The sequence below is a fragment of the Halorussus halobius genome, from assembly GCF_004765805.1.
GTDB classification, from domain to species: domain Archaea; phylum Halobacteriota; class Halobacteria; order Halobacteriales; family Haladaptataceae; genus Halorussus; species Halorussus halobius.
Map to the genome: position 1 here is coordinate 338,566 of NZ_SBIU01000004.1, position 26,478 is coordinate 365,043.

Genomic DNA, 26,478 nt, shown 5'->3' on the forward strand with positions numbered 1-26,478 from the left:
AACTTTTGGTTCTAACTCGGAAGAGAAAGACTTTGGCTTGAGACAAGGAGCAGTATCTGTTTCAAGAGGTCTGAAAAATCTTGAATTCCAACAAAGTGGTATGTCTTCTCGAAAGCAATCCGTGGAAATGTTTCTGAAACACCAGCTCTCTTTTGAGGAGTTTGAGGAACGCGTAGGAAAGAGGGATGCTGAAGCAGTTCAAGCATCCAGACAACTACTGGAAAAGGTGGATGCCGTTGCTGAACATCTCTGTTGAGCCTCACGACCGGCAGAGACACTGACCTTCGCTTGTACTTGAATTATTACTGATCTCTGTTTACACGACAGGGTTTCTCTTGGAAATAGTAGAGTGAGGCTCAACAGAGTTTACACTATGTTCCGACTTCGGGAAATCCTGTAAATCCCCCTCGACCAGAGTGTACCGTGCCGTAAATCAGGGGAAATGTAGGAAATAGCTCGGGATTTGGATTTCCTGTTTTTTCTACAGTTTTCAAGCGGTTTGGATCGGGATTTGGACCTGGCTTCGGTTGCAGAACCCATGAGTAACTGGGTATAGTTCTGAGAACGTGTCTTCTCTTGACCGATTGTTCTCATTCTCACAAGCGAAATAGAGAGGGCATAGGAAACACCGGTCCTCAAAACTGGGTTGGAATCAGGTTAGAAAGTTTCCTAATAGCACCGGAAATCAGGTCTGAATCAGCCCTGAAAACGGGAACGACTATACACTGTATAGTGATTATGGAAGAAGGAGAAAATGAGGAGGGGAGAGTTCAGTCTATTTTGTCGACTGCGTCCTCCTGTCGATCTACAGAGCTATGAACGTATTTTTCTGTGGTTCTCCTGGATTTGTGACGGCATTGTTCTGCGGCTACTGCGAGTCCTGCTTCATCCGTGATGTAGGTCGCTGTTGAGTGCCGGATGCTGTAAGGTGTTAGATCACGGTTTTCAAGATCGAGATCTGCTTCCTCCGCTATGTTTCTGAACACGGTTCTAAACGAATCCTTGTCGTACCTGTTACCGTACTTCGTCAGCCAAAGTGGTTCCCTCCCGTTGTACTTGTCCCGTTGCTTTCTTTCTTCGATCCATTGTTTCAGGATTGAGACGGTCTCAGGTTTGAGTGCGACTGTCCAGTTCTCCCGGTTCTTACTGGACTCCTCTCGGGGAATACGTAGTACGCCGTTGCTGGTGTCGACCCACCGGACTTTGGCGTTCCCGACTTCGCATGGTCGTAGCCCAGCGTCTAACGCAACGTGGATCATCGAAGTATACTTGAACGAGTTAGCTTTGAGCCAGTCCTTCTTCACTACTTCGTCCTTAGGCTTCTGGAAACGTTGTGCCAAGTAAGTCTTCCACTTTTCTCGTTCTTCAGGAGTAACCGAGTTGTAGTGAGGCACTGAACCGTAGCTCATTGCGGCATCACGCAGCTTCCGCCGATCCTTCTTAGTCAGATAATCTCTTGGCTGGTACTGGGTTGAGGGATCACTGTACTCGATCACAGGTTCCCATTCGGTGTCGGTTCCTCGTTCCCAGCGTTTCCATTTGAACAATGTCTGCGCGGCCTTCTGGTAGTGGCACTTCGTACTTTCCTTGTAGTCCTGCTTCGCCAGGAAACGCATCCAACTGTCAGCGTGATCCGTAGTCAAATCCTGAACGTACCTACCTTCCTGTTCCCAAACGAATCGGTAGAACAGGTCCAACCGGTTCATCCGGTTCTTCGCAGTAGTGTAACTGTAGCCATTCGCTTTCTCCGGATCTTTCCCCAGGGACAGCATCCACTCACAGAGTTCCCGCCGGTGAGATCGGTAGGAGATCTCTTGACGCGGGTTTAGAAACTCTTCTGCCTCGCTGGTTACGAGGATGATTCCATCGACCTTGTTCTCATCGTTGTTCATAGCGGTATCGCCTCCACAGGAAAAGCTAGTCTAGCTAGCGCCCAACGTTTAAACTCCTTGTCTAATATGTCCGATACCTTCCGAGAATCGCGTGACGGCGGCAACCCAACTTCGGAGTAGCCACCCTCGCGTCCTTTCAACCGGTTCATTGTTACATCGACGGAGAACCCGGTAACTACAGGAAGAAGTCGGGAAGAAGAGCCTAGGCCGGGATTTGAACCCGGGCTCTCGTCGGCGGGCGATTTGGGGCACACGGCCCCGCGCCCGCCTTGGGCTATACCACTGCCTGTTAAACTGGCTGTACCCGAACAGCCATGAGCCTGAAACCAACGCCGCCGCACGACGCGAAGAACCGCTACCTCAACGACAAGAAGCCCGGCGTCACCAAGAAGACAATCAAGAACTACCGCACGACCACTCGGCAGTTCTGTGATTGGCTAGACGAGCAGGGCATCACAGACCTCAACGACCTCGACAGCGAAGTCATCCAGCGGTACAAGGAACACCGCCTGTCGAACGTGAAGGTCATCACAGCCCGACAGGACATGATGACGCTCAAGCAGTTCATCGAGTTCTGCGAACACATCCAAGCCGTCCCTCGGGGCATGGCCGACATGGTGCGGATTCCCTCAGTCAACGAGGATGACGAGATTTGCGACGACCTCCTCACCCGAGACGAAGCCGTCGCCATGCTCGATTTCCTCACGAAGTACGAGTACGCGAGTAACCGTCACGTCACGCTCCTCATCCTCTGGAAAACGGGGATGCGAATGAGCGGGTTACGGGCACTCGACCTCGGTGACTTTGACGAAGCGCGTCCTGCGCTCGAACTACGGCACCGGCCAACGTCGGGAACACCGCTCAAGAACAAAGAGAAGAGCGGGCGGGATGTTCTGCTAACCTCCGAGACGGCTGGGATAGTCCGTGACTACGTGGAGCAGAACCGGAACGAGGTAAGGGACGAACACAACAGGAAGCCGCTTCTCACATCCAAGAGTGGCCGTGTGGTGGAGACGACGATTCAACGGTACGTCTACACGGCCACTCGACCCTGCTATTACAACGGCGGGGAGTGTCCCTTTGACCGTGACCCGGACACCTGCGAGGCCATGTCGTGGAACGCTTCCTGCAAGTGCCCGGGGTCAGTTAGTCCCCATGCCCTGAGACGGGGATACGTGACTGCCGCTCGGAACGCAGGACAGCCGAAGGACGTGACTGGAGAACGAGTGAATATGAGCGGGAAGGTGCTTGACAAACACTACGACAAGGGGTCAAGTGCTGAGAAAGCCGAAAGACGACGAGACCACATCAGGGATATTTAGACCAAGATGTAGAATCATACTTCTTCTAACAACTCCTGTTTCTTCTCCTCAAACTCAGCATCAGTTATCAACCCCTCTTCGTGTAGCTCTTCTAGTTCTCGAATGAGTTCAATCGGATTTTCCGTGTTGCTACTTTGAGTAGGGGAGTTAGACTCGTCATCTGTACGTAAAACAATCCGCTCCTGATTCTTCTTTTCAGACAATTTACCATATGCCACGTTTCCCATCCCAAAGGTCCACAAACCCGTCAAAACACCTGTAAGAGCGTGCCCCCCGATAGTACCCCCTTCAGTAGCAATCATCACCACTCGCTCCCCTGACCCTGTAATCTCTTCAATCTCCCATCCCTCTGTCTGCCTATCCATTACCTGTTGCCTGAGTTCTGGGTCAGAAATTTCCTCTAATTCTCCATTAATTTCCTTCCTATTTTTCTTCTTATGTGCTTTGTACGTTTCACTGAATGATTTAGTGACTTCGTTAATTCCCGCTTCATATCCGCAATGATTACAGAGATACTCAGTTGTACTCAGAAACCCGTCACTCTGGGAGTATATTTCGTCCTTTCCACATTCAGGACACTCACGAAAAACATCAGCACCCGGTTCGGTACTTCCACCAAAGAGAGGCATAGTAGAATGATATCATTAACAGCATAAAAATCTATCTGGTGTTTGTCCTTCTACCGCTGTCCTTTGCCCGAGAAGGATTGTTCTGGCCCAAAGTTCCGGTGACAATCGGGAAGGAGTGCCCGCACGACCGGGAGCTGGACACCTGCGAAGCCAACTCCTACAACCCCGCCTGTAAGTGTCTCTCGTCGCTCTCACCGCATCCGCTTCGGAAAGGGGCCAATCACCTACTCCCTTAATGAGGAGACGCCGAAGGACGTAATCAGCGACCGTATAGACGTGAGCAGGGAGGTACTCGACAAGTATTACAACAAGCAGTCGAAGGACGAGTAGATGGAAACTCGACAGAAGTACCTCGACGGTCTGTAAGCGTGTCGATTGGGCGTTTACCAAATAATATCCATCTCATTTTTACTACGTTACTTCCAACAGGTTGGTATGTCCCAGAACTATCCCGACAATTGGGATTCTCGTCGAAAAAGGGTGTATCGCAGGGATGATTACACATGTCAGAACTGCGGTTTAGAAGGTGGGCCTCGCGGAAACGCTACTCTACATGCTCATCACATAGTGCCAAAGTCAAAGGGTGGAGAACATAAACTGTCTAATCTGCAAACTCTCTGTGAGAATTGCCATAATGCAGTACACAATGACGTTCAGGCCCCTACATCGAAAAAACAACGCTCTGGAAAATCCTCCCAGACTCAACAGAAGAAAATCCCCAACCCTTTTAAAAAATGCCCTATCTGTGGGGTTGAAGAGGTTTCCCACCATCCTTCCGCAAATGAGACCTTGCAATGTACCCACTGTTGGTCAACACTGACAAAGGCGAAATCAGACCGTCTTGAGTTACGGGTTGGACCTCGTGGTCATCAGGGGACGGTCGGTCCATTTTCGCCGAGAGAAAACGGGTTAACACTGTTACCAGAAAACTGGCAACTTCTAAGCAAGGAAATTACACTTGAGCATATAGACTTGGAGGAATTGCAGGGTCATTCCGATAAGTGGGCTAAGAACCATGAAAAGACGAATCACCTCGGAATTATTGTCGGCATTATTTTAAGTATCTGGGGTGTGTTTACTGTGTCAATTAGGGTACTTCTCGGCGCAATCATTTCAATAATCGTCATCCAAAGTATCGGAAGAATATATACGAAAAAGAAAATGGTGAGAAAAGAACCCCCGGCTATAGATGAGTAAATTCACCGCTTATAAATTCAGATACTATGAACCAAAAACTCCATTTCCAAGATTCTTCTGGTAAGGAAGGGTATGTGGCGGTTAGTGACGGAGAATATAATTCCAATTATGATGGGGAATCTGATGCCATCCAGAGGTTGTTACAGGACGCAAAAGAACTCGAAGTTGAAGAGAAAAAGGGCACCAAGATTACTCCACATGACAAGGGAGGAGAGATTCCCGAGGACTTCGTAACAAACGTTGTTCTTATTCGAAAGGACAGGGAGGCAACAGCGCATGAGAAGTTCACTCACATCCTCCAACAGATTGACATCCTCTCAGATGTACAAACTTCCCAAGTAACAACTAATAGTGAGTGACCTGTTTTCTTACTATTCCCTTCATGCTATCTCTTTGCTAATCTACTATACTCTCCCACACGGCCATAATCAGGAACGGAATCACCACTACTCGACACTGAGAAGACGTTCTCTGCATGGTACCCGCTAAGTGGTTTCCGTCAGGAACACCTACTGACGCTGCTCGGTGTTCTGTTTCAAGGTCTTCTTGCTGGTCGGACTTCCTACCAGTGACCACTGACGGAAACCACTTAGCGGGGAACACCGGGAAGCCCGGCGCGAAGGGAGCGAAGCGACCGGAGCGGGCTATTGGGTTGAAGGTCACCGAACCCGTACGGCCACCCCTCGCCTGCGGCTCGGCTGGTGGCCGCCTTCCCGTTGGTAACCACGTTGTAAACCGCCAGTGGAAAAGTGAACGTTGTCCTCCTTCGTCGCCCCTCCATTGGAGTAGAATGGTAAAGGGTTTATATAGGGGGTCACCCTCGGTACTTGTCTTTGGCTTGGGTGACCTTGTTATACAGACTGATGAGTTCTCTCTTCTGATACCCTTCCTCCCTTGCGACCTGCTTGAATTCAGAGTCCATCTTTTCGTCTAGGACACAGGGATGGCATTTCCTATTGTTTTCCTCTGAATTTTCAACTACAGCGACGCACGTACAGAATGCCACGATATCCGCATCAGTTCCGAATTGCTGGAGGTTAAACCCACGGAATAGACTCTCGGCTTCCCGCTTGTAACGTGGGTTCAGTCCTACTTGTGAAGCGAGTGCCTGAATCAAATGCCGGTTTAGGAGATTGGTGTTGTATTCATCATTGGTCCACTTTGGCCCGTTCCTTAATCCACTGTTGTATTCTGAGAGCCGTTTGTACTTTCTTCTCTTTTCAGGGTCGTGCCGGCAGTCGATGTCATATCGAATTGTCGTTGCATTCCGTGCATCAGGATTATAGATGTCCGATTCTGGTGCTGGTTTTGGGTTACCCTCGTATCGCCATCGGTTCTCATGGTATCTCGACCAATCGACAAACGAAGCCGATTCCAAACGAGAGCCGCCGCTCTGGTTTGTTTTGGCACTCATAATTGAACTCCTGTAGTTCTCCAAGCAGGTGGAACTCCTGTCTAAGACGGGAGCCTACATGCACCGCTCAGGTGGATGGCCGACTGGAGAACTCAGTCACAAGAGTAGACTCATTTGAAACGCTTATAACTTTTGTTTGTTAATTGTCATCCGATATATGGACTAACTTCAAAAAATTCACTTCCGAACTAACGATTGTGAATGAGAAAACGATTTGGTTGATGTTCTGACCTCCCACCCCTTCCCGTTGATTTCCGATTGATTGCCCGAATTTTCATTAAACGCGGCACGTCAGAGGGTCATTGCGCAGGCGGGTATCCTTAGCACCAGCAGACTACCGGCAAAACCCCCCGCTAGACGGGTGGCCTTCCTGACGGTATCCGGGGCAAAAACTATGTAAGAAGGGCGCTGTACTGGAATTACAGCCAGCGCCGCAGGCGCAAGCCTAGGCCGGGATTTGAACCCGGGCTCTCGTCCTTACCAAGGACGCGCTTTACCGCTAAGCTACCCAGGCGCGCGCATCCTTTGCTATGCCGGGAACACTCTTTAGGCGTTTCGATTCCGCCCGCGCCTCGGCCCTCGAAACCGCCGCCGTCTCAGGGGTCGGTCGCCGACGGCCGCGCGTCGTCGGCCGGAACGAACCGCCGGGGGTCGGGCACGTCGCCCATCGCCTGCTCGACCTCCGCGGGCAGCGCCTCGGGCGGCTCCGGGCGGTCGCCCTCCAGCGACGCGGCCAGTTCGGCGGCGTAGGCCAGCAGGGCCTCGGAGGGACGGACGCCGAACGCGGTCGCGCCGGCGAGCATCGCGAGCTCGAACACGTCGGTCTCCAGCGCGTGCGGCGAGGCGGGTCGGCCCTGCTGGCCGTCGGTCTCGTCGCGGCCGAACGACTGGACGGTCGCGACCGCCTTGTCGGCGGCCTCGGTCCGTGCCAGCAGCGAGAACCCGCGAGCGACCATCACGTCGGCCGCGAGGACGTCGACGTTGCTGTCGGTGTGTGGCGGCTCGCGCTCCCACGGCGGCTCGTCCGCGAGCGCGCGGGTGAGCCGCAGCCCCTCGTAGATGAGCTGGACGCCGGCGGCCCGCTCCTCGATTCCGACCGGGCCGGCCGCGTTCCCGCCACCCGCTGGGTCGCTCGCGCTCCCCGGGCCGCCGACCGTTCCGCCGTCGCTCCCGGTGGTCTCGCGGGGGTCCTCGCCCCCGTTCGGTCCGCCCCGCCCGACGCTCGGCCCGTCGCCGTCCTCGACGGCTCGCGCCGCGCTGAGCGCAAGCACCCCCGGTACCATCGCCGAGTCGTCGAGGAGGACGCGGATGCGTTCCCGGAGGGCGTCCGGAGCGACGTCGTGCACCGCCTGCCGTCCCGCTCGTCGTGCCCGAACGGCCGGTTCCATTGGCCGAGGCTTGTGACGGAATCGCCAAAGACCTTTGGAAACCGGCTCCGAGCTACGGACGTGATGGGACCGGACCGAGACGGCGACGCGACCGCGAACCGGAGCGACCGGGACCGTGATGGACTCGCGATACGGACCGACGACGTCGACGGCGTGCGGGTCGTGACGCTCGACCGCCCCGAGCGACGGAACGCGCTCGCGCCCGGGGGCCTCGACGCGCTCGAAGCCGCCGTGACCGACGCCGGCGCTGACCCGGACTGCTCGGTGGTCTACCTCCGCGGCGCGGGGCCGGCGTTCTGCGCCGGCGCGGACCTCGACGTGGTCGCGGGCCTCGACCGCGAGCGGGGCGAGGCGTTCGCCGAGCGCGGCCAGCGAGTCGCCGACGCCATCGAGGCGGCCGACTGCGCGGTCGTCGCGGGCGTCGACGGCGCGGCCCGGGGCGGCGGCGTCGAACTCGCGCTGGCCTGCGACCTGCGGGTTGCGACCCCGGCGGCCACCTTCGCCGAGCCGGGCGTCCGGCTGGGGCTGTTCGGCGCGTGGGGCGGGACCGTCCGGCTCCCGCGAATCGTCGGCGAGGGCGAGGCGCTGGACCTGATGCTCTCCGGGCGGACCGTCGACGCCGACGAGGCTCGCCGGATGGGGCTCGTCTCGCGGGTGACCGACGACCCGCGGGCGGTGGCCAACGAACTCGCGGCCCACGACGCCGAGACCCTGCGCGTCGTCAAAACCCGGATGCGCGACCGAAGCGGGGCCGACGAGCAGGCCCGCCGGGAAGCCCGGGCGTTCGGCGCGCTCGTCGAGCGCCACGCCGACGACATCCGCGACGACCGCGAGAGCTGACGGGCCCGAACGTCGGGCGACCGACCGCGACGGGCGGGGAGTCAGTACGTCCGGTAGTCGGCCGACCCCACCGCGATCCGGACGAGCGTGTTCCGGGCGTACTCGTCGGGCGACGCGCCGTACTTGGGGTTGATGCGCTCGGCGGCCGCGCGCGTCGCGTCGGCGTCTTCCACGACGGTCGCGGTCCCCAGCAGCGTGACCATCCACTCCGCGCGCCCCTCGGTCGACTTCTCGACCGACGCCGCGACGCGGGGGTTCTCCCGGACGTTGGCCAGTTTGCGGCCGGTGGTGAGCAACACCACCACGCCGTCGTCGTAGGCGTACCACACCGGCGCGACGTGGGGATTCCCGTCGGCGCAGGTCGCGAAGTGCGCCAGCAGCGGCTCGCTCGTGAGCAGTTCCTCGGCTTCGGGCGGAACGGGATTCGACACGGCGGACCCACGCCCGGATGGGGGAAACGCTTACCGGCGGGCGGCGTCCGTGCTCTCCCACGGCGGCGAGCCGCCCGAGCGAGCCGGCGTCACTCCGACTCGAAGTCGAGCGCGACCGAGTTGATGCAGTAGCGCTCGCCGGTGGGTTCGGGGCCGTCCTCGAAGACGTGGCCGAGGTGGCCGCCACACTCGGCGCACAGCACCTCCACGCGGTCCATGCCCTTGCTGGTGTCCCGCCGGGTCTCGACGCGGTCGTCGTCGACGTCGTAGAAGCTCGGCCAGCCGCAGCCGGCGTCGAACTTGGTGTCGGCGTCGAACAGTTGCGCGCCACAGCCCGCACAGGCGTAGTCGCCGTCCTCGGTGCGGTCGACGTGGTCCCCGGAGAATCGCGGCTCGGTCCCGGCCTCGCGGAGCACGCGGTACTCCTCGTCGCTCAGTCGCTCGCGCCACTCCTCGTCGGTCGCCGGGAGGTCGGAGTCGGCTCCGTCCTGTTGACTCATGGCGACGTCTTGGGTCTCTGTGCGGTTAGGGGTTACGCGGAGCGTGGCGTCTCCGGGTCCCGCCAGCGGCCCGTTTGACGTCCGCGCTCGGGTCGTCCCGACCCTCACGCCTCGCACGCCACCGATTCGATGACGACGACGCCCGACCCCGACACGGTGACGTCGTGGCCGGCGTAGGTGAACGCTATCTCGACGTCCTCGCGGTCGCCGGTGGGCTCGCGGAAGATGTGGTCGAGCGCGTCCGGGTCGACCACCTCCTGGAGCGGCTGGAGGGTCTCGACACCGCGTCCGGTTATCTCGGCTATCGCGCTCGGGACGACCGCGCTGGGCGGGGCGACGTCGCCGGCGTAGTTCGTGTAGTAAGCGTCCGTGGTCGGGTCGTACTCGACGCTTCCGAGGGGCGCGCTCGCGTCGTCCGTCATGGGTGGCGACGGTCCGAGAGCGGAGAGTCGCGCCCGTTCGCAACTCGCTCGTTCGGGGACGAAGGGTCCACGACTGCCGGCGGAGGGGCGGCGACCGGTGGCGACTCGACGGCTGGCGACGAGGCGTCGGCGGCGGCTGGCGACGGGGACCACGCGCTAAGTTGGGACCGTGGCTCCCCGCGGCGGGGCGACGGGGAGTCGCGGTAGGGCGGTGACCGGGTCCGCCGGACGGCGTAGCGCCGAGCGCCCGGCAGTCCCGCGTGAGGTTGTGAGTCCATTGGACACGGGCGATGGGAGTCGTGGAGGGATTATAATGTTTTCCCAGACGCCGACGTCCGTGGGCTGGCGACGCTCACGCCGCCACGACGTCGCGAGTCGAGGTCACCGCGCCCCGCGGGACCCGGACGCGTTCGTCGCCGCGACGACCCGGCGGCCCACGCCGCACGCGGGCGCGACCGACGACGAGGGTCGCACCCGGCGCGTCCGGTCGCCCACTCCGGGCGACGACTGCCCGGGGGATTGATACCTTCGGGAAGCGTACGCCGGGTATGCGCGTCTGTGACATCTGCGAGCGCCGGAAGTCGGGGGGAACGCGACTGGTGTCTCGCACCGGGGGCGACGTGTGGGTGTGTCGCGGATGTATGATGCGGGCGGTCACGAACAAGTCCGACGAGCTCACGTACCGCGACTGGTGACCTTGCCCCGCCGACCGTCCTTCCGGCGAGCGAGTCACCTCGTCACGACCCCTGAGAACTCCCGTAAAAGTTACTACAGTTGTTTGCGTACGTGTGGCACGGAGATGAACCGTACGCCCGACGGCCCGGCCGGTGTACGGGCCATGGACGCCACCCCCGGTGAGGACCGTGGCTCGGCCCAGCAGTCGCTCGACGAGCTCTTCGACGTACTCTCGGCGGAACGACGACGCCACGCCCTGTACGTTCTGTACCGGCGCACCGAACCCACGACGGTCCGCGACCTCGCCGACGCGGTGGCCGCCGAGTGCGGCGTCGACCTCGCGCGCGTCACCGCCGACCTCGCGCACGTCCACCTCCCGAAGCTCGCCGACGCCGGTCTCGTCGAGTACGACCGCGAGGGCGGGACGGTGGCGCTCGACGACCCCTCCGACCGATTCGACCGCTACCTCGCGGCGGCCGCCGGCGACGAGGGCGAACCGCTCGGCCGGTCGTCTGATTCCTGACGCGCTGGGGGCTGACGAGGCGGCGGCCCCGCTCGTCCGCCCGCCGGTTAGGCTGGCCCCAGCGACGCGCCGACCAGCGGCGTCGCGGCGAGGTCGTTCGCGAACAGCGCGGCCCCGAGGGACGCCGCGACGGCGGTCGCGAACACGCCGAGCGCGAACAGGCCGTAGTTCCACGCGGTGCTGTCGGCGGTCGTCACCGACGCGGTGTACCGGTGGCCGGTCGCGGGCCACAGCACCGCCACGCCCATCGGCGTCAGCAGGTCGGCCGCGAGGTGGGCCAGCAGCGCCAGCGCGGCGATTCCGGCCGCGAACGTCGGGAGCGAGAGGGGTCCCACGGGGCGGGCGATGCCCGCGGTCTCGGCGACGCCGCCGGTGACCGCCCACGCGAGGCCCGCGACCAGCGCCACGAACGGCAGGGTGTGGGTCGGCCCCCGGTGGGAGACCAGCGGGAGCCACGTGTCCCAGTCGGGCAGCATCGTCAGCCACAGCGCGCCCGCGCCGCCGGCGAGCGCGGCGGTCGGGTCCCCGAGCGCGAGCAGCGCACACCCCACTGGCGCGTACAGCACGAGCGCCACGCCGTAGTGACCGTGCCTGAACACACCCGGAGGTTCGCGCCGACTCGGAAATCGGTTTGGGTTCGGAGCCCGTTCGGTCGGTATGGACGGACTGACTGCGGTCGTGACCGGCGCGGACTGGAGCCTCGGCGGGGCAGTCGCCCGGCGGTTCGCGTCCGAGGGCGCGCGAGTCGTCGTCTCCGGCCGGGACGCGGACGAACTCGACGAGCTGGTCGCCGAGATGGAGACCCACAGCGCCGAGGGCGACGGGAGCGTCCGGGGCGTCCGGGCCGACGTTCGTGACGAGTACGACGTCGAGCGCCTGCTGGAGACGGCGGCCCGCGAGAGCGACGGCGGCGTCGACGTGGTGGCCGCGTGCGCCGAGACGTTCCACGGCGAGGGCGACCCCGTCGACTCGGACGCCACCGAGACGCCGCTTTCCGGGGAGTCGTACGCCGCGTTCGACGACACCCTCCGGACCAACGCCCGGGGCGCGTTCGCCACGATACGCGAGGCGGTGCCCCATCTGGCCGGCGGCGCGCGGGTGCTGGTCGCGGGGGCGGGCGAGCGCGAGCGAGGCGGCGGCTCCTACGCGATATCCAAGGCGGCGGCGACGGCGGTGGCTCGCGGCTTCGCGGCGGAACTCGACGCTGCCGTGGGCGTCGTCGACGCGCGCAGTCTCGCCGACGGCGCGGACGGCAATACCGGTCGGGGCTCGGACGCCGCCGCCGTCTTCGCGTGGGCCGCGACCGAGGCGGCCGTCGAGGACGTCGACGGCGAGGTCGTCGGTCGGGACGCCTTCGAGTCGGCAGAAGCCTGAGACCGGCCCGTCGCGCGGTCAGCAGATGGCGTAGACGACCTGCAACGCCCCGTCCTCGCCGACGGTGACGTGGGCGTCCGCGTAGCACTCGTTGGTCCGAATCGTCGCGCAGTCCCGGCGGCCCGAGGGAGCCGTGGTCGTCGTCCGGGTGGTCGTCGTCCGGGCGGTCGTCGTCTCGGCGGTCGTGAGAGCGTCGTCGGTCGTCGACGCGTCGGCGGTGGATGTCTCGGCCTCGACTAGCTCGCCGCATATCTCGAAGGCCTCGACGCCCTCGGGGCTGGCCTCCTTCAGGTTGTAGAGGTCGAGTTCGACGCCGGAGTCGACGGTCTCGGTCGCCTCGAACGCGGTCTCGTCGGTCGCCTCGCGGACGACTCGGACGCGGACCGTCTCGGCCGCGTCGGACCTGTTTTCCAGCGTGACCGCGTGGTCGGGGTCCGGTTGGTTCGAGGCGTGGGTGACCCAGTCGCCCGCGGTCGTCTCGTCGGGCGTCCCCCGCGCGGTCGCGGTGGAATCGGTCGTCTCGCGCTCGGGGGACTCGGTCCGGGGCGTCTCGCCGGTCGTTTCGCCCGGTCGGTCGTCGGACAGACAGCCGGCGGTGGCGGCGACGCCGACTGCGGCGAGCAGCGAGCGTCGCGTGAGCTCGGCCATATCTCGGGCGTCGTGGCTCGGCGTGATAAGCTTTCTAGAGGGTGAAAGAGCCGATTCAGTCTCGGAACGCTCGCGGCGGGGCGTCGCTACCCGGTAATCACGAACAGCACGAGGTTGTGGACGGCCGGGCCGAGACCGACCGCCGCGACCGCGCCCAGCATGAGGTACCCCTCGGCGGGGTCCTCGCGGACGAAGTCGGCGAACAGCACGACGACCAACTCCGCGACGGCGAGCTTCACGAGGACGAACAGCCAGCCCGTGCCCATCGCCTCGGGGGTCGGCAGCGACGCCGCGAGGTCGAGGACCGCCCGCGAGAGCGGCGTGCGCTCGCCGAACCCGAGCACGTCCACGCCGACGGCGGTCGAGACCGCGTCGAGCGCGTGACCGACCAGCACCAGCGCGCCCGCCGCGCCCGTCTCGGCGGCGACAGCGGGGTACGACCACCGCGTCGCCGCCCAGAGCGCGCCCGCAAGCAGGACGGCGACGGCGAGCCCGACCGCGGGCCAGAACAGTCGCAGGCCGTCGCTCGCGCCGCGGGCCAGCGCGTACCCGACCGTCGCGAACGCGAGCAGCGCACCGACCGCGACCAGCGGCCCCACCGGGTCAGCGTCCGCGCGGAGCGCGGCGAGCCACACCCCGCCGGCGACGACGAAGGTGGTGAGGTAGACCGCGGGCGTGCCCAGCAGGGGTGCGAGGACGTCCGGAACCCACCCGAGGACGAACAGGACGTGGAGCCCCGACCCGACGACGACCCACGGCGCGAGCGCGAGGACCGTCCGGTCGGAGACGTAGGGGCCGGCCCGGTACAGCGCGCCGGCGACCACCGCGACCGCGACCAGCAGGCCGGCGAGGTACGGGAGCGCGGGCAGGGCGAACCCCTCTGGCAACACCATGGCCAACATCGCGGAGCGCTCGTCCGAAAGGTTTGCGATACGTGGGAGTGAGACGGGTGAAACCGGGTCTCTCACGGGCGAGGAACCGTCGGCGTGCGCTGGCTCAATTTTCTACGGTCGGCGCGCGCTGGCGTGACCCGTCAGTGGTCACGCCAATGCGTGCGAGGGCCGAGTAGCGCACCGGCGGGAGCAACGCAGGCGGCTGGGGAGGACGAGGTGCGGTGCCGTGCGGTCGCGGTGCTGTGCGGTCACTCGTAGGTCTCGGCAGTAGCTACCTCAGATGCTCTCGGGACAGAATACGATGGACTCAGGAAGCTAGCTACTGGCGAGGCAAATGAGTACCCGCGCCGCGACCGCACAGCGGGAGCCTCCCACCTCCCCAGCCTCGGGGCGAACGAGCGCGCCCCTCCCTCGCGCGCGTTACTCGCGCACGCCTGAGTCAAACGCACGCCGGACTCAAGCACGGAGAACCGCACGCCGGATTCCAGAACAGTGAACGTCGGAACCAGTCAGCACAAAGCACTTACCGCCCTCGACGGAACCTCGGGCCATGCGACGCCGCCGGCTCCTCGCGCTCTCCGGGTCCCTCCTCGCCGGTTCCGCCGGCTGCCTCTCGGCGTCCGCGCCCGAAGCGCCCGCCACGCGGGACGCGACGACGACCGAAGCCACGACCACCGCCGAATCCGCCACGACCGACGCGTCCACGACGACCGCCGAACCCGCCGACGTGTCGGTCTCGCTCGACGCGCTCCAGCCGGCGATGGTGACGATGACCTCGCCCGACTCCATCGGCGTCAGGGACGACGACCGACAGTATCTCTTGGTCGACGTCTCGACCTCGGGCGACGGCGAACCGCCGGACCCCGAGTCGTTCGCCGTCCGGTTCGACGGCACCGACTACGGCCCCGAGTCGGTGGACGAGCCGTGGCGCTTCTGGCGGTTCGAGGACGGCGGAGAGGCGTTTTACGACCCCGACTCGGGCGAGGGATTGCTGTTGTTCGAACTCCCGGCGAGCGCCGGGAGCGACGACGCTGCGCCCGCGCTGACGTGGCCCGGCGGCGAGTGGCGGCCCGACGGGACGGTTCGCCGGCGACTCCTCGCGCCCGAGCCGTCGCTGTCGGTGACGGTCGACGCTCCCGAGTCCGTCGAACCCCACGAGTCGCCAACCGTCTCGGTGACCGTCGAGAACGCCGGCGACGTACCGGGTCGGTTCGTCGCCGGGCTGAACCGGACCGGGCCGATGGTCGCGTACACGCCCATCGAGCGCGTCTCGGTCGCGGTGGCCGCGGGCGAGTCCGAGACGTGGGAGCACGCCGACGCCCTCTCGGCTGGCGACGACCCCGACGAGCGGGTCGGCGACGGCGAGTCGGACATGACCTACCACCTCGACTGGGCCGGCGGGGACGTTCACCGGGGCGTGCGATACGCGGAGGCGTCCGACGCGACGACGTGACTTCGGACCGGGTCACGCTCGGGCGTGGCTCCCTTCGTCCCGACTTCGTCGCGACACCGACGCGCTCTCGTCGCTCTTTCCGCCGTAGAGCGGCCGAAACGCGTTTTCGGTGTTCTCGGTGGGGCCCCGGAACGCCGCGACAGCCAATCGATTTATCCCCGTCAGCGCGAACTCTAGATGGGGGATTCAGTATGAGCGAAACGACGACGAACGCGAGGACCCGAGCGGACACTATCGGGGGGTACATCTCCGCGGCGGTCGCGCTGGTCGGCGCGTGGATCGTGATATCGGCGTTCCTGTACTCGCCGCCCGCGGCCAACTTCTGGAACGACGTCATCGTCGGCGCGGCGATCGGCATCATCGCCGGGTACAACGCCCTCAGGACCGACGACGTCGAGGGAATCAACACCGGCGCGGCCGCGCTGGTCGCGCTGCTGGGCCTCTGGATGGTGGTCGCGCCGTTCCTCTTCGAGGTGCTCACCGACGGCGCGTTCTGGAGCGACGTGGTGAGCGGAGCCATCGTCGCCGTCCTCGCGGGGTACAACGCGTATCAGGGTCGCGGAGCCGAGCGCCGGACCCGGACCACCGACGCCGAGACGCGGTGAAGACGCGGGCGGCGAACCGAAGCGTCTTTTCACGTGCCAGCGCGAACCGCCGGGCATGACCGACGAGCCCGCGACCGACGACGCGCGTCCGTCCGATGACGCGCCCGCCTCGGGCGACGAGCCCGCGACCGACGACGACTCGCTGGCCTGGGACGTCCTCGACGCGGAGGTCGCCTACTCCTGTCCGGGGTTCGACGTTCGCCGCGAGCAGGTCCGCCTGCCGGACGGCACCGAGACCGACTTCGACTACCTCACCGAACCGCCGAGCGTGGTGGTCCTGCCGTTCACGCCCGATGGCGAGGTCGTGGTCATCGAGGAGTGGCGGCAGGCGGTCGGGCGGGCGAACCGCGGTCTCCCGGTCGGCGGGATGGAGCCCGACGACGCCGACTCCGCGGCGGCTGCCCGGCGGGAACTCCGCGAGGAGACCGGCTACGAGGCCGACGAGGTGTCGTTTCTGACCAGCGTCGAACCCGCGAACGGGGTGGCCGACTCGGTCCTCCACTTCTTCGTGGCGCGGGGCTGTACGCCCACCGCCGAGCAGGAGTTGGACGGCGACGAGTCGATTCGGGTCGACACGACGACGATGGACGAACTTCGCGACCACGTCGCCGCCCGCGAGGTCCGGGACGGCCGGACCACGCTCGGCGTGCTGTACTACGAGGCGGTCGGGGACTAGCTCCCGAGACGTTCGGGGACTACCCTTCGAACTGAAAAATACCGGACGTATCGGGCCTCAGCCCAATTTCTTCAGTAAACCAACCGGAGTAATTATCACTCGTTAAACATTTATGTCGGCCGCGAGTTAGTCCGAGTAGGCAACTCCGCCGTCCTGACCGCCCTCCACCGGGAGCGTCAGCGAGCGCGAGTTGCGACGAAACCATGAAACTCCGAGTAGCAGCCCTCATCGTGCTGGTCGTCGGTGCCATGCCGGCCGTCGCGGCCAACGGCCCGGCCGCCACCGATTCGACCGCCCTGAACGACCGAGACGTATCGGCAGTCCAGACAGCCACCGCCAACGACACCCAGACGAGCGGGGCGCAGGCCAACGAGTCGGCCGACTACACCAAGCTCTACGTCGAGAGCGACTACAACCGCCCGGAGCTCAAGCCGGGCGAGTCCACCGAGTTCACCGTCACGGTGACCAACCGCGAGGACTCCGCGGTCGACCTCGACCCGCGCGTCTACGTGCCGCCGACCGGCCAGAACCTCCTCGAGAAGTCGTGGGTCTCCATCGACGGTGACTCGTCCGTGGGAGCGGGCGAGGAGCAGGAGTTCACCGTCACCGTCTCGGTCCCCGACGACGCCGAGATCGGCTACTACAGCGGACAGGTCGCGTTCACCGACGAACAGGTGACCTACCCCGGCCGTCCCGCGCGCCCGGTCCACGCCGCGAGCGTCAACGTGCGGGTCTGGCAGGAGCCGACCGTCGAGATACTCTCCAGCACCTACCTCCGCGGACAGGTCGAGGCCGGCGACACCACGACCAAGCAGGTCGTCGTCGAGAACACCGGCGACGAGGCCGTCCCGCTCAGCCCCCAGCTCGAGGGCCAGAGCAACGTGCGCTACGGCAGTAGTTCCTCGAAGATAGACCCCTCGTGGGTGAGCATCGACGCACCGTCGAGCGTCGAGCCCGGCGAGACCGCGACCGTCTCGGTCACGGTGTCCCCGCCCGAGAGCGCCGACAGCAACAGTTATCGCGGCAATCTCGACCTCGGGCTGAAAGACCCCAACCGCGCCGACAACAGCAACCACTGGCAGGAGGTCAGCCTCAACTTCGAGGTCTGGAACCAGCCCGAGGAGCCGTTCGAGACCTCCTTCGAGGTGAGCGAGGACGCCGAGGACGTCACCCTCACGCTCTCGCCCCGCGCCGGGGTGTACGGCGGTAGCTCGGACGACCCCGCCAACTTCGACGTCACCTTCGTCGCGCCCGACGGCACCACCGTCGACGCCGAGCGCGTGCAGGTGAGCGACCGCGGCTCGGTCGACCTCAGCGCCTCGAACAGCCCGAGCGTCGAGCAGCAGGGCGACTACGGCGTTCGGTCCGGCGGCCAGGAGTTCGTCTACCGCGTCGACGACCCCGAAGCCGGTAGCTGGGACCTGCAGGTCATGCCCGAGAACGCCATCGGGTTCAGCTACGAGATCGTCCGCAACGAGAGCGCGGAATAGCGACCGACCGATTCCATTTTTTCGAGCGCGGCGAGCCGCCGGCCGTGACGCCGAGTAGTCAGTCGCCGACTTCGACGTCGAGCGCGTAGTCCGTGACTGCGCGGGCGTCCTCGCCGCTGCCGGGGAAGACCAGTTCGAACGACCACGACCCGCCGGGCGCGAGGTCCGAGACGTCCGCGCTCGCGCTGTCGAGCGTCTCGCCGCCGCCCTCGAAGGTCGCGGTGGCCGTCGCCTCGGCGACCGTCTCGTCGGTGGAATTGCGGACCGTGCCGACCACGGAGGCGAGTTCGCTCGCCGACCCCTCGTTCGAGCGGACGAGTTCGTGGTCGCCGACTTCGAGCGCGGGGTCGTCGGTGACGGTGGTCTCGGTCGCTCGTGCGGTCGTTTCGGCGTCGGTCGTCGTCTCGGTTTCGGGGGTCGAGGGGCCGTCCGACCGGCCGCCACAACCGGCGAGGGCGGCCGACCCGACGACCGCGAGGAGGGCGCGTCGTCGCATGGTCGCGGGGTCGGACTCTCCGGGGATAACCGTTTCGAGAGCGCCCGACGAACGGAACCCTTACCCCCGTCCTCGGGCTACTCCGCGCCAATGGGCGACCACTTCGAGATACGCGACCAGGACGCGCTCGGCCGCATCGGGGAACTGACGGTTCCCCGCGCCGGCGTGACCGTCGAGACGCCGGCGCTCATGCCGGTCATCAATCCGCACGTCAGGACGATAGAACCGTCCCGGATGCAATCGGCGTTCGGCGCGGAGATTCTCATCACCAACTCCTACGTCTTCTACGGCAGCGACGACTACCGCGAGGAAGCGCTCGAGCGGGGCCTCCACGACGTGCTCGAGTTCGACGGGGTCATCGTGACCGACTCGGGGTCGTTCCAGCTCGCCGAGTACGGCGAGATCGACGTCACGACGCCGGAAATCCTCGAATTCCAGCGCGATATCGGGAGCGACGTCGGGACGCCGGTCGACGTGCCCACGCCGCCGGACGTCGACCGCGAGCGCGCCGAGGACGAACTCGCCACGACCCAGGACCGCCTCGCGGTCGCCGAGGGCGTCGACACCGGCGAGATGCTGGTCAACGCGCCCGTGCAGGGGTCGACCTACCCCGACCTGCGCGAGTCGGCCGGCCGCCACGCCGACGCCACCGACCTCGACGTGTTCCCGGTCGGCGCGGTCGTCCCGTTGATGAACGACTACCGGTACGGCGACGTGGTGGACGTGGTGGCCGGGGCCAAGCGCGGCCTCGGCCGGGACGCGCCTGTCCACCTGTTCGGCGCGGGCCACCCGATGATGTTCGCGCTCGCGGTCGCGATGGGGTGTGACCTGTTCGACTCGGCGGCGTACGCGCTGTACGCCCGCGACGACCGCTACCTCACGGTCCGGGGCACCGAACAGCTCGACGACCTCGACTACTTCCCCTGCTCGTGTCCCGTCTGTGCCGACCACACGCCCGCCGAACTCCGCGAACTGGGCGACCGCGAGCGCGAGGAACTGCTGGCCGAACACAACCTCCACGTCACGTTCCGCGAGATGCGGACGGTCAAGCAGGCGCTCCGCGCCGGGAACCTGCTCGAACTCGTGGAGACCCGCGCCCGCGCTCACCCCGCGATGCTCGACGGGTATCGGGCGCTCCTCGACCACGCCGACCTGCTCGAACGCGAGGATTCCGCGTCGAAGGGCGCGTTCTTCTACCTCTCGGGCGAGAGCGCCCGCCGGCCCGAGGTCGTCCGCCACCACGACCGTCTCGACCGCCTCGCGCTCTCGCCGGGCGACGAGGTTCTGCTCACGGAGGGCGGCCCGAGCGACCGCTACGACGAGTCGTGGAACGTCCGCGCGCCGTTCGGTCCCTTCCCCCGGGACCTCTCGGAGACCTATCCCCTGACTGCCGAGGTACCCGACCGGATGGACGCGGAGGGCTACCGGGCGGCCGCCGAGGGCGTGGCCCGGCTCGCGGCGGCCAATCCCGAGACCGAGTTCACGCTGGCCCATCGCGGCTGGCCCGAGGCGGCGCTCGCGGCGGTGCCCGAGCGCGTGGACGTGGTGGACCTGAGCGGGTGAGGACCGACTCGACGCCGGGATTTAAGCGCCGAGATTCCGTCGGTTCTCGCATGGCGGACTCCCGCGAGGACCGACCCGACGACGCCGATTCCGCCGACGGCGCGGACTCGGTACTCCGACGAGCCTACCGGCGACTGGCCGACGGCGCGGGCTGGCTCCGCGAGTTCGGCAGGGGCCACGCCGAGAACAGCCACTTCCTCGGCCGCCGGGACTGAGGCGGTCGCGGCTCGTCTCGCAAGATAGTTGCCCCTCGGTCCCCGACCGGAGGGTATGACCGACTACTTCGAGGTCCACCACCGCGACGGCCCGGCCCGGGTCGCCGAGTTGCGACTTTCCGAGTCGGTGACCACGCCCGCGGTCGTGGACGACTTGCTCGCCGACGCGGGGAGCCTCTGGACGGCCGACCGCGAGGTGCCCGAGGGCGACGAGACCCGGCTGACAGTCCTGCCCCACCGGGGGTTCCCGAGCGGCACCGACGAGGAAGTGATGGACTCCTTCGCGGTCGAGTACCCGGACGTCGACTACCCGAGCGCGGCCGTGGTCGCGCCCGAGACCGCCGACGACTACGGCGCGGACGCCTACGTCCTCTCGGGCGCGCAGGGGGTCGTCGGCCACGGAGCGGGGTTCAAGGACGCGATTATCGAAACCCGCGAGAAGATTCTGGCCGACAGCGCGCTCTACCTGCCGGGCGTGGCGACGCCCGCCAACGTCGCCGTCCTCGTCTACGCCGGCGTCGACCTCGTGGACGAGGACCGCGCCGTGGTCGCGGGGACCCAGGGCAAGTACCTCACCACCGAGGGCACCCACTACCTCGACGACCTCTCGGAACTCCCGTGTGCCTGTCCGGCGTGCCGAACGCCCCTCGCGGAGTTCACTCGCGAGGACTGCGCCGAACACAACGTGAACGCGCTCCGCGCGGAACTCGGCGTCGTCCGCGAGCGAATCCGGCAGGGTCGCCTCCGGGACTACGTCGAGGGACAGGCCCGCCACGACCAGTGGCTCACCGCCGCTGTCCGGGAGTTCGACCAGCAGTGGAGCTACGTGGAAGAGCGCACGCCCGTCCTGCGGGACGCCGAACTCGCCGCCGCGACCGAGGACACCCTGCGCCGGGTCGAGATACAGCGGTTCGCCGACCGGGTCACGACCCGGTACGAAAACCGGTTCGACAACCCGCTCGTGCTGGTGCCCTGCTCGGCCAAGAAACCGTACAGCGAGTCCCAGAGCCACGGCCAGTTCCACGACGCCGTCCAGTTCCGGGGCCACACCGTCTCGATGACCTCGCCCATCGGCGTGGTGCCCCAGGAACTCGAACTCACCTACCCCGCCCAGCACTACGACGCCGTCGTCACGGGGCGCTGGTCGGAGGACGAGAAGGAGTTCGTCGCGTCGGTCCTTCGGCGCTATCTGGAACGAAACGACTACCCTCGGGTCGTCGCTCACGTCCCCGACGAGGGGTATCGGGACGTGTGCGAGCGCGTCGAGGCCGACCTCGGCGTGGAGTTCGAGTACACCGTCGAGGGCCACCCCACCGCGACCGAGTCGCTGGGCAACCTCGCGGCCGCGCTGGAGGGCGAACTCAAGTACGGCAAGCGCGAGCGCCAGCACAACACGGTGCGGGCCATCGCCGACTACCAGTTCGGCGAGGGCGCGGGCGACGCCCTGTTCGAGGACGTTCGGACCGAGAGCCGCTATCCCAAACTTCGGGTCCGGGACGGCGAGGGCGAGCAACTCGCCGCGATGGTGCCCCAGTACGGCGTCCTCTCGTTCACGCTCGCCGGCGCGCGCCGGTGGGTCGAATCCGACGCCCCGACCAAGCGGGTCGAGATCGACGACTTCGCGCCCCACGGGAGCGTGCTCGCGCCGGGCGTCGTGGACGCCTCCGAGGACGTCCGGGTGGGCGACGAAGTGGTCATCGAGGGGCCGAGCGCGTTCGCGGTCGGCCGCGCGGAGATGTCCGGCCCGGAGATGGTCGAGAGCACGCGCGGCATCGCCACCTCGGTCCGCCACGTCGAGGAGAAGTAACCGTAGTTGTACATCCGAAGGCGGGGCGAGACAGGCCCGTGACTCGGAACGGACTCGCACCCGTGGCCCCCGCGTCAGTTTTTAGTAGAATAGGGGACAGTTCACCGACGAGGAGGGTCGTCCGTGGCAACTGACGAGGACCCACAGTACACGAAGGAGAATCCTCATCCCGCCGACGAAGACCTCTCCCCGGTGGTGAAGGCGTTCATCTACGAGGACTCCGACGAACTGCCGGAGTTGGAAGCTGACGACTTCGGGGTCGACCGGCCAGACCCGCTCTTCGACGGCGAACGTATTCGTCTGGCGAGTGACGAGGAGTGAGCGGCCGTGAGTTCGGCGTCTCGTTCACGGAGTGACGGGCCAGTAGTGGAACATCCCGACGACGTTTTGCTCCCGTCCGGCCGAGGCCACGTTGTCGTGTTTCTCGGGAAGGAAGCACTACTCGCGTGGTTCAGTAACGTCCGGTCCGAGCTACACGAAGACGTACTCGACCGTCTGCGAACCCTCGGACGTCGTCGGGCGGCGTTCACTACGAGTACGTACCAACTCGTAGAGGTCTTCACGAAGGTTCGATACGACGGCTCTTCCGATTCGGTAGCCGACCTCTACGACCGTCTCCAGCGCTCGGACCTTCGCGTCCTTCACGGAAGCGACGACTGGAGCGACACCCGCCAGTCGCGGACGCCGAAAGACGTGTTCGAGGCGGCAACCGAAGTCATCGAGAACCGGCCGAAGATGGCGTGCAACTTCCCGGAAGCCGCGCTCGTCCTCGCACTCGCCCGAGAGAACCGCAACCGAGACGTGGCCGTCTTCCTGTTCACGTTCGACGGTACGCTCGCCACGCTCGCCGACACGTTCGACGTGCCCGTTCTGCCGTACTCGACGCCGCTCCGGTACGACGTCGGCCGGTGAACGCGAGAGCGACCGGCGCGCGACTCGCTCTTCGGCCGGCCACCTTTTTGGTCGCACGAGGCGTACCCTCTCCGCATGAAGCCGTACGCCCTGTTGCTGGTGGGGACGGTGCTACTCGGCGGCTGTCTCGGCGGCGTCACCGTCAGCGGCGGGGGACAGGCCGAGACCACGACGGAAGCGCCGACCGCGCAGGCGACGACGCTGACCGACGGGAGCGCGGACAGGACCTCGACCGACGAGCCGACCACGACCGCCGACTGCGGACGAGCGCCGGCCGAGACTCGAACCGAAGCGACCGCCGACGACGCGCGGGAGACGAGCGCGGGGACGGCGACCACGACGCTTCCCGCGACCACCGACGCCGACGAGAACGTGACCGCGACGTTCCTCGTCGACGGGTGTCCGAACGTCGCGGTGTCGCTGCTGGTCGCCGACGAACCCGACGAGCGCCGGCAGGGGCTGATGTACCGCCAGTCGCTTCCCCACCGGACCGGGATGGTGTTCGTCTACGACGACGCCGCGCCCCGGACGTTCTGGATGAAGAACACCTACGTCCCGCTCGACATCATCTTCGTCGCGCCGAACGGCACCGTGTTGAACGTCGAGCACGCCCAACCCCAGCCCCACGCGCCCGACTCGGCGGTCGACCGCTACAGCAGCGAGGGCGACGCGACGTACGTGGTGGAACTCGAACGCGGGTTCGCCAACCGGACCGGCGTCGGCCCCGGCTCGGAACTCGTGTTCGACGGCACCACGCCCGAAGCCGGGCCGGAGGCGGTGTCCGAGACGAGTTAGAACACAAAGCATTTAAGAAACGGGCGTGACGCCACGAACACCTCGGGTAGGGGTACGCGAGGTACATTCTTTCGGGTCGACTCGCCAGCGACGGCTCCGACCGGGAGTCGACCCGAATCGGCGTCCGAGCGTTCGGCCTGCGGCCGTTCCGGGCTGCGACTCGCAGGGCTCGAATCCGAGAAACGTCAACGTCCGGCGGCTGGACTCGTTCGCACGCGCTACGCGGTGCTCACTGGTTTGTCGCCGGAAGTGGGACCGCCCGGATTCGAACCGGGGTTATCGGCACCCAAGGCCGAAAGGATACCAAGCTACCCCACGGTCCCATAGGGGTGACTAGCGCGGGAGGACCTGTAAAGGGTTTCGTTTGTGGCGACTTCCCTCCCGTCGGCCGCTCACACGCCCCAGAAGTACGCGATGCCCAGCGTCGTCACGACCGCGAACGCCAACTGGAGCGGCGCGCCGACCCGGAAGTAGTCGGTGAACTTGTAGCCGCCCGGCCCGTAGACGAACAGGTTGGTCTGGTAGCCCACGGGCGTCATGAACGCGGTCGAGGCCGCGAACGTCACCGCGAGCACGAACGCGAAGGCGTTGGCGTCGAGTTGCGCCGCCGCCTCGGCCGCGACCGGAATCATCAGGACCACGCTGGCGTTGTTGCTGACGACGTTGGTCAGTATCGCCGTCACCACGTAGAACAGGCCGAGGACCGCTATCGGCGGCAGGAGGTCGGCCGACAGCACCACGAGGTCGGCGATGAGGTCGGCCGCACCGGTCTGCTCCATCGCGATGCCCAGCGGGATGACGCCCGCGAGCAGGAAGATGACGTCCCACTCGACCGCGTCGTACACCTCCGGCGGTTTGAGTACGCCCGTGACGACCATCACCAGCGCGCCCGCCAGCGCCGACACCATGATGGGCAGCACGTCGAGGGCGGCCACCGCGACCACGCCGGCGACGATGCCGACCGCGAGTGGAATCTTCGACTGCCGGTAGTCGGGGCGCTCTATCTCCTGCGCCACGATGAAGTCGCGGTTGACGTTCAGCCGCGAGATGCTGTCGGCGGTCGCCTGGACCAGCAGCGTGTCGCCGACCTGCAACTCGGCGTGGTCCATGCGCTTGCGGACGTACTCCGGGCCGCGCCGGAGCGCCAGCACGGTGGCGTCGTACCGGTCCCGGAAGTTGGCGCTGGCCAGCGACTCGCCCACCAGCGACGAGCGGGGCGCGACCACCACCTCCACGAGGCTCCGGTCGGTCGCCTCCCCGCCCGCCAACTCGGCCTCGGTCACCTCGACCTCCGGCAGGAGGTCGAGTCCCTCGGCGTCGATGAGGTCGACCAGCGTGTCGCGGTCGGTCCGAAGCGCGAACACGTCCTCGGCCCGAATCTCCTTGGCGGCGAGGGGTTCGGCGAACGAGCGCCCGTCGCGGATGAGCTGGACGAGGTCCACGTCGAGGTCGGTGTCCGCGACCGCGTCCCGGACCGTCCGACCCACCAGCGGCGAGTCCTCCCGAACGACCACCTCGGTCAGGTACTCCTCCAGCCCGAACTCCGCGGTCAGGTCCTCGCGGGGCGGGATGCGGGCGGGCGTCAGCCATCGCCCGACGGTCATCAGGTACACCACGCCGACGACCGAGACCAGCACTCCGAGCGCGGTGAACTCGAACATCGAGAACGCGTGGAGTTCGCCGAACTCGGCGGGGTTCTGCTGGCCGAGCCGGGCCGCGAGGTCGCTGGCGAGGATGTTGGTCGAGGTGCCGATGAGCGTGAGCGTCCCGCCGAACATCGAGGCGTACGACAGCGGGAGCAACAGCTTCGACGGCGAGGTCTTGCCCTCGTGGGCGAGGTCGGTCACCATCGGCATCAGGATGGCGACCGCCGCCGTGTTGTTGATGAACCCCGAAATCGAGCCGACCACGCCGATGGTCGCGCCGAGCTGGCGGGTCTCGTCGTCGCGCGTGAACCCGGCTATCTTCCGGCCCAGAATCTGGACCGCGCCGGTGCGCTGGACGCCGTAGCTCAGCACGAACATCGCCAGCACGGTGATGGTCGCGGTGCTGGCGAATCCCGAAACGCCCTCGCTGGGCGAGACTCGGGTCCACGGCTCCAGCACCATCAGCGCCACCATGATGCCCAGCGCGGTGATGTCGATGGGCACCGGCTCGGTGGCGAACAGCACCAGCGCCGCGAGCACGATCACGAAGACGACGACTATCTCCGGCGTCAGCGCGAGTGCCACGTCGGTCACAACTCGGGGTGAAGACAAAAACGATGCGGAAGCACGTCTCCTTGGCTGCTCCGACGCGGACCTGGATAGATGGGTGCC

General features: G+C 65.3%; 30 protein-coding genes and 2 tRNA genes. 18 read left to right on the forward strand and 14 right to left on the reverse strand.

Features of this window, described 5'->3' with window-relative positions; genetic code table 11:
* Positions 1-127 precede the first annotated feature (127 nt).
* A complete protein-coding gene (locus tag EPL03_RS20660) occupies positions 128-256 on the forward strand; it encodes a hypothetical protein (protein ID WP_280178864.1) in 129 nt (42 codons plus the stop codon).
* Between the two features lie 514 nt (positions 257-770).
* Here EPL03_RS20660 and EPL03_RS13475 read toward each other — a convergent pair.
* Positions 771-1,892, reverse strand: a complete 1,122-nt coding sequence (locus tag EPL03_RS13475; RefSeq protein ID WP_135829856.1) for a tyrosine-type recombinase/integrase — start codon at positions 1,890-1,892, stop codon at positions 771-773.
* 314 nt (positions 1,893-2,206) lie between these two features.
* Between EPL03_RS13475 and EPL03_RS13480 the strand changes: the two genes are divergently transcribed.
* Positions 2,207-3,214 carry a tyrosine-type recombinase/integrase gene (locus EPL03_RS13480; RefSeq protein WP_135829857.1) on the forward strand — a complete coding sequence of 336 codons (1,008 nt, stop codon included), beginning with the start codon at positions 2,207-2,209 and terminating at the stop codon, positions 3,212-3,214.
* A gap of 14 nt (positions 3,215-3,228) precedes the next feature.
* Here EPL03_RS13480 and EPL03_RS13485 read toward each other — a convergent pair whose 3' ends face one another.
* Positions 3,229-3,843, reverse strand: coding sequence for an SHOCT domain-containing protein (locus EPL03_RS13485; protein ID WP_135829858.1), 615 nt, complete (start codon positions 3,841-3,843; stop codon positions 3,229-3,231).
* Positions 3,844-4,278: 435 nt separating this feature from the next.
* Here EPL03_RS13485 and EPL03_RS13490 point away from each other — a divergent pair, with 435 nt between their 5' ends.
* Both EPL03_RS13490 and EPL03_RS13495 read left to right on the forward strand, forming a co-directional pair.
* Positions 4,279-5,040, forward strand: a complete 762-nt coding sequence (locus EPL03_RS13490) for an HNH endonuclease (RefSeq protein ID WP_135829859.1) — start codon at positions 4,279-4,281, stop codon at positions 5,038-5,040.
* 26 nt (positions 5,041-5,066) lie between these two features.
* The gene (locus EPL03_RS13495) at positions 5,067-5,399 is read left to right on the forward strand and encodes a hypothetical protein (RefSeq protein ID WP_135829860.1); all 333 of its coding nucleotides are present in this window, start codon (positions 5,067-5,069) and stop codon (positions 5,397-5,399) included.
* Between the two features lie 455 nt (positions 5,400-5,854).
* Here the strand turns inward: EPL03_RS13495 and EPL03_RS13500 are convergent, their stop codons facing one another.
* The 3 genes from EPL03_RS13500 to EPL03_RS20350 form a co-directional block, all read right to left on the reverse strand.
* Positions 5,855-6,454: a hypothetical protein gene (locus tag EPL03_RS13500; RefSeq protein ID WP_135829861.1), complete on the reverse strand. Its 600-nt coding sequence runs from the start codon at positions 6,452-6,454 to the stop codon at positions 5,855-5,857.
* Positions 6,455-6,896: 442 nt separating this feature from the next.
* Positions 6,897-6,968: transfer RNA gene (locus EPL03_RS13505), tRNA-Thr, on the reverse strand.
* A gap of 82 nt (positions 6,969-7,050) precedes the next feature.
* Positions 7,051-7,842: a DUF7114 family protein gene (locus EPL03_RS20350; protein WP_449272224.1), complete on the reverse strand. Its 792-nt coding sequence runs from the start codon at positions 7,840-7,842 to the stop codon at positions 7,051-7,053.
* 63 nt (positions 7,843-7,905) lie between these two features.
* Here EPL03_RS20350 and EPL03_RS13515 point away from each other — a divergent pair, with 63 nt between their 5' ends.
* Complete coding sequence (locus EPL03_RS13515; RefSeq protein ID WP_135829862.1) at positions 7,906-8,682, forward strand: enoyl-CoA hydratase/isomerase family protein; 777 nt, start codon at positions 7,906-7,908, stop codon at positions 8,680-8,682.
* A gap of 41 nt (positions 8,683-8,723) precedes the next feature.
* Here the strand turns inward: EPL03_RS13515 and EPL03_RS13520 are convergent, their stop codons facing one another.
* The 3 genes from EPL03_RS13520 to EPL03_RS13530 form a co-directional block, all read right to left on the reverse strand.
* The gene (locus EPL03_RS13520) at positions 8,724-9,113 is read right to left on the reverse strand and encodes a pyridoxamine 5'-phosphate oxidase family protein (protein WP_135829863.1); all 390 of its coding nucleotides are present in this window, start codon (positions 9,111-9,113) and stop codon (positions 8,724-8,726) included.
* Positions 9,114-9,202: 89 nt separating this feature from the next.
* Positions 9,203-9,613: a peptide-methionine (R)-S-oxide reductase MsrB gene (gene msrB, locus EPL03_RS13525; RefSeq protein WP_135829864.1), complete on the reverse strand. Its 411-nt coding sequence runs from the start codon at positions 9,611-9,613 to the stop codon at positions 9,203-9,205.
* Positions 9,614-9,717: 104 nt separating this feature from the next.
* Positions 9,718-10,035, reverse strand: coding sequence for a HalOD1 output domain-containing protein (locus tag EPL03_RS13530; protein ID WP_135829865.1), 318 nt, complete (start codon positions 10,033-10,035; stop codon positions 9,718-9,720).
* A 548-nt stretch (positions 10,036-10,583) separates the two neighbouring features.
* Between EPL03_RS13530 and EPL03_RS20080 the strand changes: the two genes are divergently transcribed.
* Both EPL03_RS20080 and EPL03_RS13535 read left to right on the forward strand, forming a co-directional pair.
* Positions 10,584-10,730 (forward strand): hypothetical protein, encoded by a 147-nt coding sequence (locus EPL03_RS20080; protein WP_168216265.1) that lies wholly within the window; start codon positions 10,584-10,586, stop codon positions 10,728-10,730.
* A 143-nt stretch (positions 10,731-10,873) separates the two neighbouring features.
* Positions 10,874-11,233, forward strand: a complete 360-nt coding sequence (locus EPL03_RS13535) for a DUF7344 domain-containing protein (RefSeq protein WP_135829866.1) — start codon at positions 10,874-10,876, stop codon at positions 11,231-11,233.
* Between the two features lie 47 nt (positions 11,234-11,280).
* Here EPL03_RS13535 and EPL03_RS13540 read toward each other — a convergent pair whose 3' ends face one another.
* Positions 11,281-11,832: a metal-dependent hydrolase gene (locus EPL03_RS13540; RefSeq protein WP_210424998.1), complete on the reverse strand. Its 552-nt coding sequence runs from the start codon at positions 11,830-11,832 to the stop codon at positions 11,281-11,283.
* Positions 11,833-11,890: 58 nt separating this feature from the next.
* On the opposite strand from EPL03_RS13540, the gene EPL03_RS13545 reads away from it, so the two are divergent.
* The gene (locus EPL03_RS13545) at positions 11,891-12,607 is read left to right on the forward strand and encodes an SDR family NAD(P)-dependent oxidoreductase (protein ID WP_135829867.1); all 717 of its coding nucleotides are present in this window, start codon (positions 11,891-11,893) and stop codon (positions 12,605-12,607) included.
* 18 nt (positions 12,608-12,625) lie between these two features.
* Here EPL03_RS13545 and EPL03_RS13550 read toward each other — a convergent pair whose 3' ends face one another.
* Positions 12,626-13,255 carry a hypothetical protein gene (locus EPL03_RS13550; RefSeq protein ID WP_135829868.1) on the reverse strand — a complete coding sequence of 210 codons (630 nt, stop codon included), beginning with the start codon at positions 13,253-13,255 and terminating at the stop codon, positions 12,626-12,628.
* Between the two features lie 86 nt (positions 13,256-13,341).
* Positions 13,342-14,148 (reverse strand): DUF63 family protein, encoded by an 807-nt coding sequence (locus EPL03_RS13555; protein ID WP_135829869.1) that lies wholly within the window; start codon positions 14,146-14,148, stop codon positions 13,342-13,344.
* Between the two features lie 550 nt (positions 14,149-14,698).
* Between EPL03_RS13555 and EPL03_RS20085 the strand changes: the two genes are divergently transcribed.
* From EPL03_RS20085 to EPL03_RS13575, 4 genes are all read left to right on the forward strand, one after another.
* A complete protein-coding gene (locus EPL03_RS20085; RefSeq protein WP_168216266.1) occupies positions 14,699-15,601 on the forward strand; it encodes a hypothetical protein in 903 nt (300 codons plus the stop codon).
* 191 nt (positions 15,602-15,792) lie between these two features.
* Complete coding sequence (locus EPL03_RS13565) at positions 15,793-16,206, forward strand: SPW repeat domain-containing protein (protein WP_135829870.1); 414 nt, start codon at positions 15,793-15,795, stop codon at positions 16,204-16,206.
* Between the two features lie 55 nt (positions 16,207-16,261).
* Positions 16,262-16,882 carry an NUDIX hydrolase gene (locus EPL03_RS13570; RefSeq protein ID WP_135829871.1) on the forward strand — a complete coding sequence of 207 codons (621 nt, stop codon included), beginning with the start codon at positions 16,262-16,264 and terminating at the stop codon, positions 16,880-16,882.
* Positions 16,883-17,085: 203 nt separating this feature from the next.
* Positions 17,086-18,372, forward strand: coding sequence for a COG1470 family protein (locus EPL03_RS13575; protein WP_135829872.1), 1,287 nt, complete (start codon positions 17,086-17,088; stop codon positions 18,370-18,372).
* A 58-nt stretch (positions 18,373-18,430) separates the two neighbouring features.
* Here the strand turns inward: EPL03_RS13575 and EPL03_RS13580 are convergent, their stop codons facing one another.
* Positions 18,431-18,868 carry an FxLYD domain-containing protein gene (locus EPL03_RS13580; RefSeq protein ID WP_135829873.1) on the reverse strand — a complete coding sequence of 146 codons (438 nt, stop codon included), beginning with the start codon at positions 18,866-18,868 and terminating at the stop codon, positions 18,431-18,433.
* Positions 18,869-18,958: 90 nt separating this feature from the next.
* On the opposite strand from EPL03_RS13580, the gene tgtA reads away from it, so the two are divergent.
* From tgtA to EPL03_RS13605, 6 genes are all read left to right on the forward strand, one after another.
* Positions 18,959-20,431: a tRNA guanosine(15) transglycosylase TgtA gene (gene tgtA / locus EPL03_RS13585; protein ID WP_135829874.1), complete on the forward strand. Its 1,473-nt coding sequence runs from the start codon at positions 18,959-18,961 to the stop codon at positions 20,429-20,431.
* 50 nt (positions 20,432-20,481) lie between these two features.
* Positions 20,482-20,646: a hypothetical protein gene (locus EPL03_RS20090; RefSeq protein ID WP_168216267.1), complete on the forward strand. Its 165-nt coding sequence runs from the start codon at positions 20,482-20,484 to the stop codon at positions 20,644-20,646.
* Between the two features lie 55 nt (positions 20,647-20,701).
* The gene (gene arcS / locus EPL03_RS13590) at positions 20,702-22,453 is read left to right on the forward strand and encodes an archaeosine synthase subunit alpha (RefSeq protein ID WP_135829875.1); all 1,752 of its coding nucleotides are present in this window, start codon (positions 20,702-20,704) and stop codon (positions 22,451-22,453) included.
* A gap of 123 nt (positions 22,454-22,576) precedes the next feature.
* Positions 22,577-22,774, forward strand: a complete 198-nt coding sequence (locus tag EPL03_RS13595; protein ID WP_135829876.1) for a hypothetical protein — start codon at positions 22,577-22,579, stop codon at positions 22,772-22,774.
* A gap of 96 nt (positions 22,775-22,870) precedes the next feature.
* Entirely contained in the window at positions 22,871-23,365 is a 495-nt protein-coding gene (locus EPL03_RS13600; RefSeq protein ID WP_135829877.1) for a hypothetical protein, read from the forward strand.
* 75 nt (positions 23,366-23,440) lie between these two features.
* On the forward strand, positions 23,441-24,160 hold the full coding sequence (locus EPL03_RS13605; protein ID WP_135829878.1) for a DUF192 domain-containing protein: 720 nt from the start codon (positions 23,441-23,443) through the stop codon (positions 24,158-24,160).
* A gap of 250 nt (positions 24,161-24,410) precedes the next feature.
* On the opposite strand, the gene EPL03_RS13610 is transcribed toward EPL03_RS13605, so the two are convergent.
* Both EPL03_RS13610 and EPL03_RS13615 read right to left on the reverse strand, forming a co-directional pair.
* Positions 24,411-24,483: transfer RNA gene (locus tag EPL03_RS13610), tRNA-Pro, on the reverse strand.
* 69 nt (positions 24,484-24,552) lie between these two features.
* The gene (locus tag EPL03_RS13615) at positions 24,553-26,367 is read right to left on the reverse strand and encodes an SLC13 family permease (protein WP_135830012.1); all 1,815 of its coding nucleotides are present in this window, start codon (positions 26,365-26,367) and stop codon (positions 24,553-24,555) included.
* Positions 26,368-26,478 lie beyond the last annotated feature (111 nt).

Excerpts from the sequence above, each read along its gene's own strand:
- EPL03_RS20660 (WP_280178864.1), top strand. The coding sequence starts at position 128 with ATGTTTCTGAAACACCAGCTCTCTTTTGAGGAGTTTGAGGAACGCGTA.
- EPL03_RS13475 (WP_135829856.1), bottom strand. The coding sequence starts at position 1,892 with ATGAACAACGATGAGAACAAGGTCGATGGAATCATCCTCGTAACCAGC.
- EPL03_RS13480 (WP_135829857.1), top strand. The coding sequence starts at position 2,207 with ATGAGCCTGAAACCAACGCCGCCGCACGACGCGAAGAACCGCTACCTC.
- EPL03_RS13485 (WP_135829858.1), bottom strand. The coding sequence starts at position 3,843 with ATGCCTCTCTTTGGTGGAAGTACCGAACCGGGTGCTGATGTTTTTCGT.
- EPL03_RS13490 (WP_135829859.1), top strand. The coding sequence starts at position 4,279 with ATGTCCCAGAACTATCCCGACAATTGGGATTCTCGTCGAAAAAGGGTG.
- EPL03_RS13495 (WP_135829860.1), top strand. The coding sequence starts at position 5,067 with ATGAACCAAAAACTCCATTTCCAAGATTCTTCTGGTAAGGAAGGGTAT.
- EPL03_RS13500 (WP_135829861.1), bottom strand. The coding sequence starts at position 6,454 with ATGAGTGCCAAAACAAACCAGAGCGGCGGCTCTCGTTTGGAATCGGCT.
- EPL03_RS20350 (WP_449272224.1), bottom strand. The coding sequence starts at position 7,842 with ATGGAACCGGCCGTTCGGGCACGACGAGCGGGACGGCAGGCGGTGCAC.
- EPL03_RS13515 (WP_135829862.1), top strand. The coding sequence starts at position 7,906 with ATGGGACCGGACCGAGACGGCGACGCGACCGCGAACCGGAGCGACCGG.
- msrB (WP_135829864.1), bottom strand. The coding sequence starts at position 9,613 with ATGAGTCAACAGGACGGAGCCGACTCCGACCTCCCGGCGACCGACGAG.
- EPL03_RS13530 (WP_135829865.1), bottom strand. The coding sequence starts at position 10,035 with ATGACGGACGACGCGAGCGCGCCCCTCGGAAGCGTCGAGTACGACCCG.
- EPL03_RS20080 (WP_168216265.1), top strand. The coding sequence starts at position 10,584 with ATGCGCGTCTGTGACATCTGCGAGCGCCGGAAGTCGGGGGGAACGCGA.
- EPL03_RS13535 (WP_135829866.1), top strand. The coding sequence starts at position 10,874 with ATGGACGCCACCCCCGGTGAGGACCGTGGCTCGGCCCAGCAGTCGCTC.
- EPL03_RS13545 (WP_135829867.1), top strand. The coding sequence starts at position 11,891 with ATGGACGGACTGACTGCGGTCGTGACCGGCGCGGACTGGAGCCTCGGC.
- EPL03_RS13550 (WP_135829868.1), bottom strand. The coding sequence starts at position 13,255 with ATGGCCGAGCTCACGCGACGCTCGCTGCTCGCCGCAGTCGGCGTCGCC.
- EPL03_RS13555 (WP_135829869.1), bottom strand. The coding sequence starts at position 14,148 with ATGGTGTTGCCAGAGGGGTTCGCCCTGCCCGCGCTCCCGTACCTCGCC.
- EPL03_RS20085 (WP_168216266.1), top strand. The coding sequence starts at position 14,699 with ATGCGACGCCGCCGGCTCCTCGCGCTCTCCGGGTCCCTCCTCGCCGGT.
- EPL03_RS13565 (WP_135829870.1), top strand. The coding sequence starts at position 15,793 with ATGAGCGAAACGACGACGAACGCGAGGACCCGAGCGGACACTATCGGG.
- EPL03_RS13570 (WP_135829871.1), top strand. The coding sequence starts at position 16,262 with ATGACCGACGAGCCCGCGACCGACGACGCGCGTCCGTCCGATGACGCG.
- EPL03_RS13575 (WP_135829872.1), top strand. The coding sequence starts at position 17,086 with ATGAAACTCCGAGTAGCAGCCCTCATCGTGCTGGTCGTCGGTGCCATG.
- EPL03_RS13580 (WP_135829873.1), bottom strand. The coding sequence starts at position 18,868 with ATGCGACGACGCGCCCTCCTCGCGGTCGTCGGGTCGGCCGCCCTCGCC.
- tgtA (WP_135829874.1), top strand. The coding sequence starts at position 18,959 with ATGGGCGACCACTTCGAGATACGCGACCAGGACGCGCTCGGCCGCATC.
- EPL03_RS20090 (WP_168216267.1), top strand. The coding sequence starts at position 20,482 with ATGGCGGACTCCCGCGAGGACCGACCCGACGACGCCGATTCCGCCGAC.
- arcS (WP_135829875.1), top strand. The coding sequence starts at position 20,702 with ATGACCGACTACTTCGAGGTCCACCACCGCGACGGCCCGGCCCGGGTC.
- EPL03_RS13605 (WP_135829878.1), top strand. The coding sequence starts at position 23,441 with ATGAAGCCGTACGCCCTGTTGCTGGTGGGGACGGTGCTACTCGGCGGC.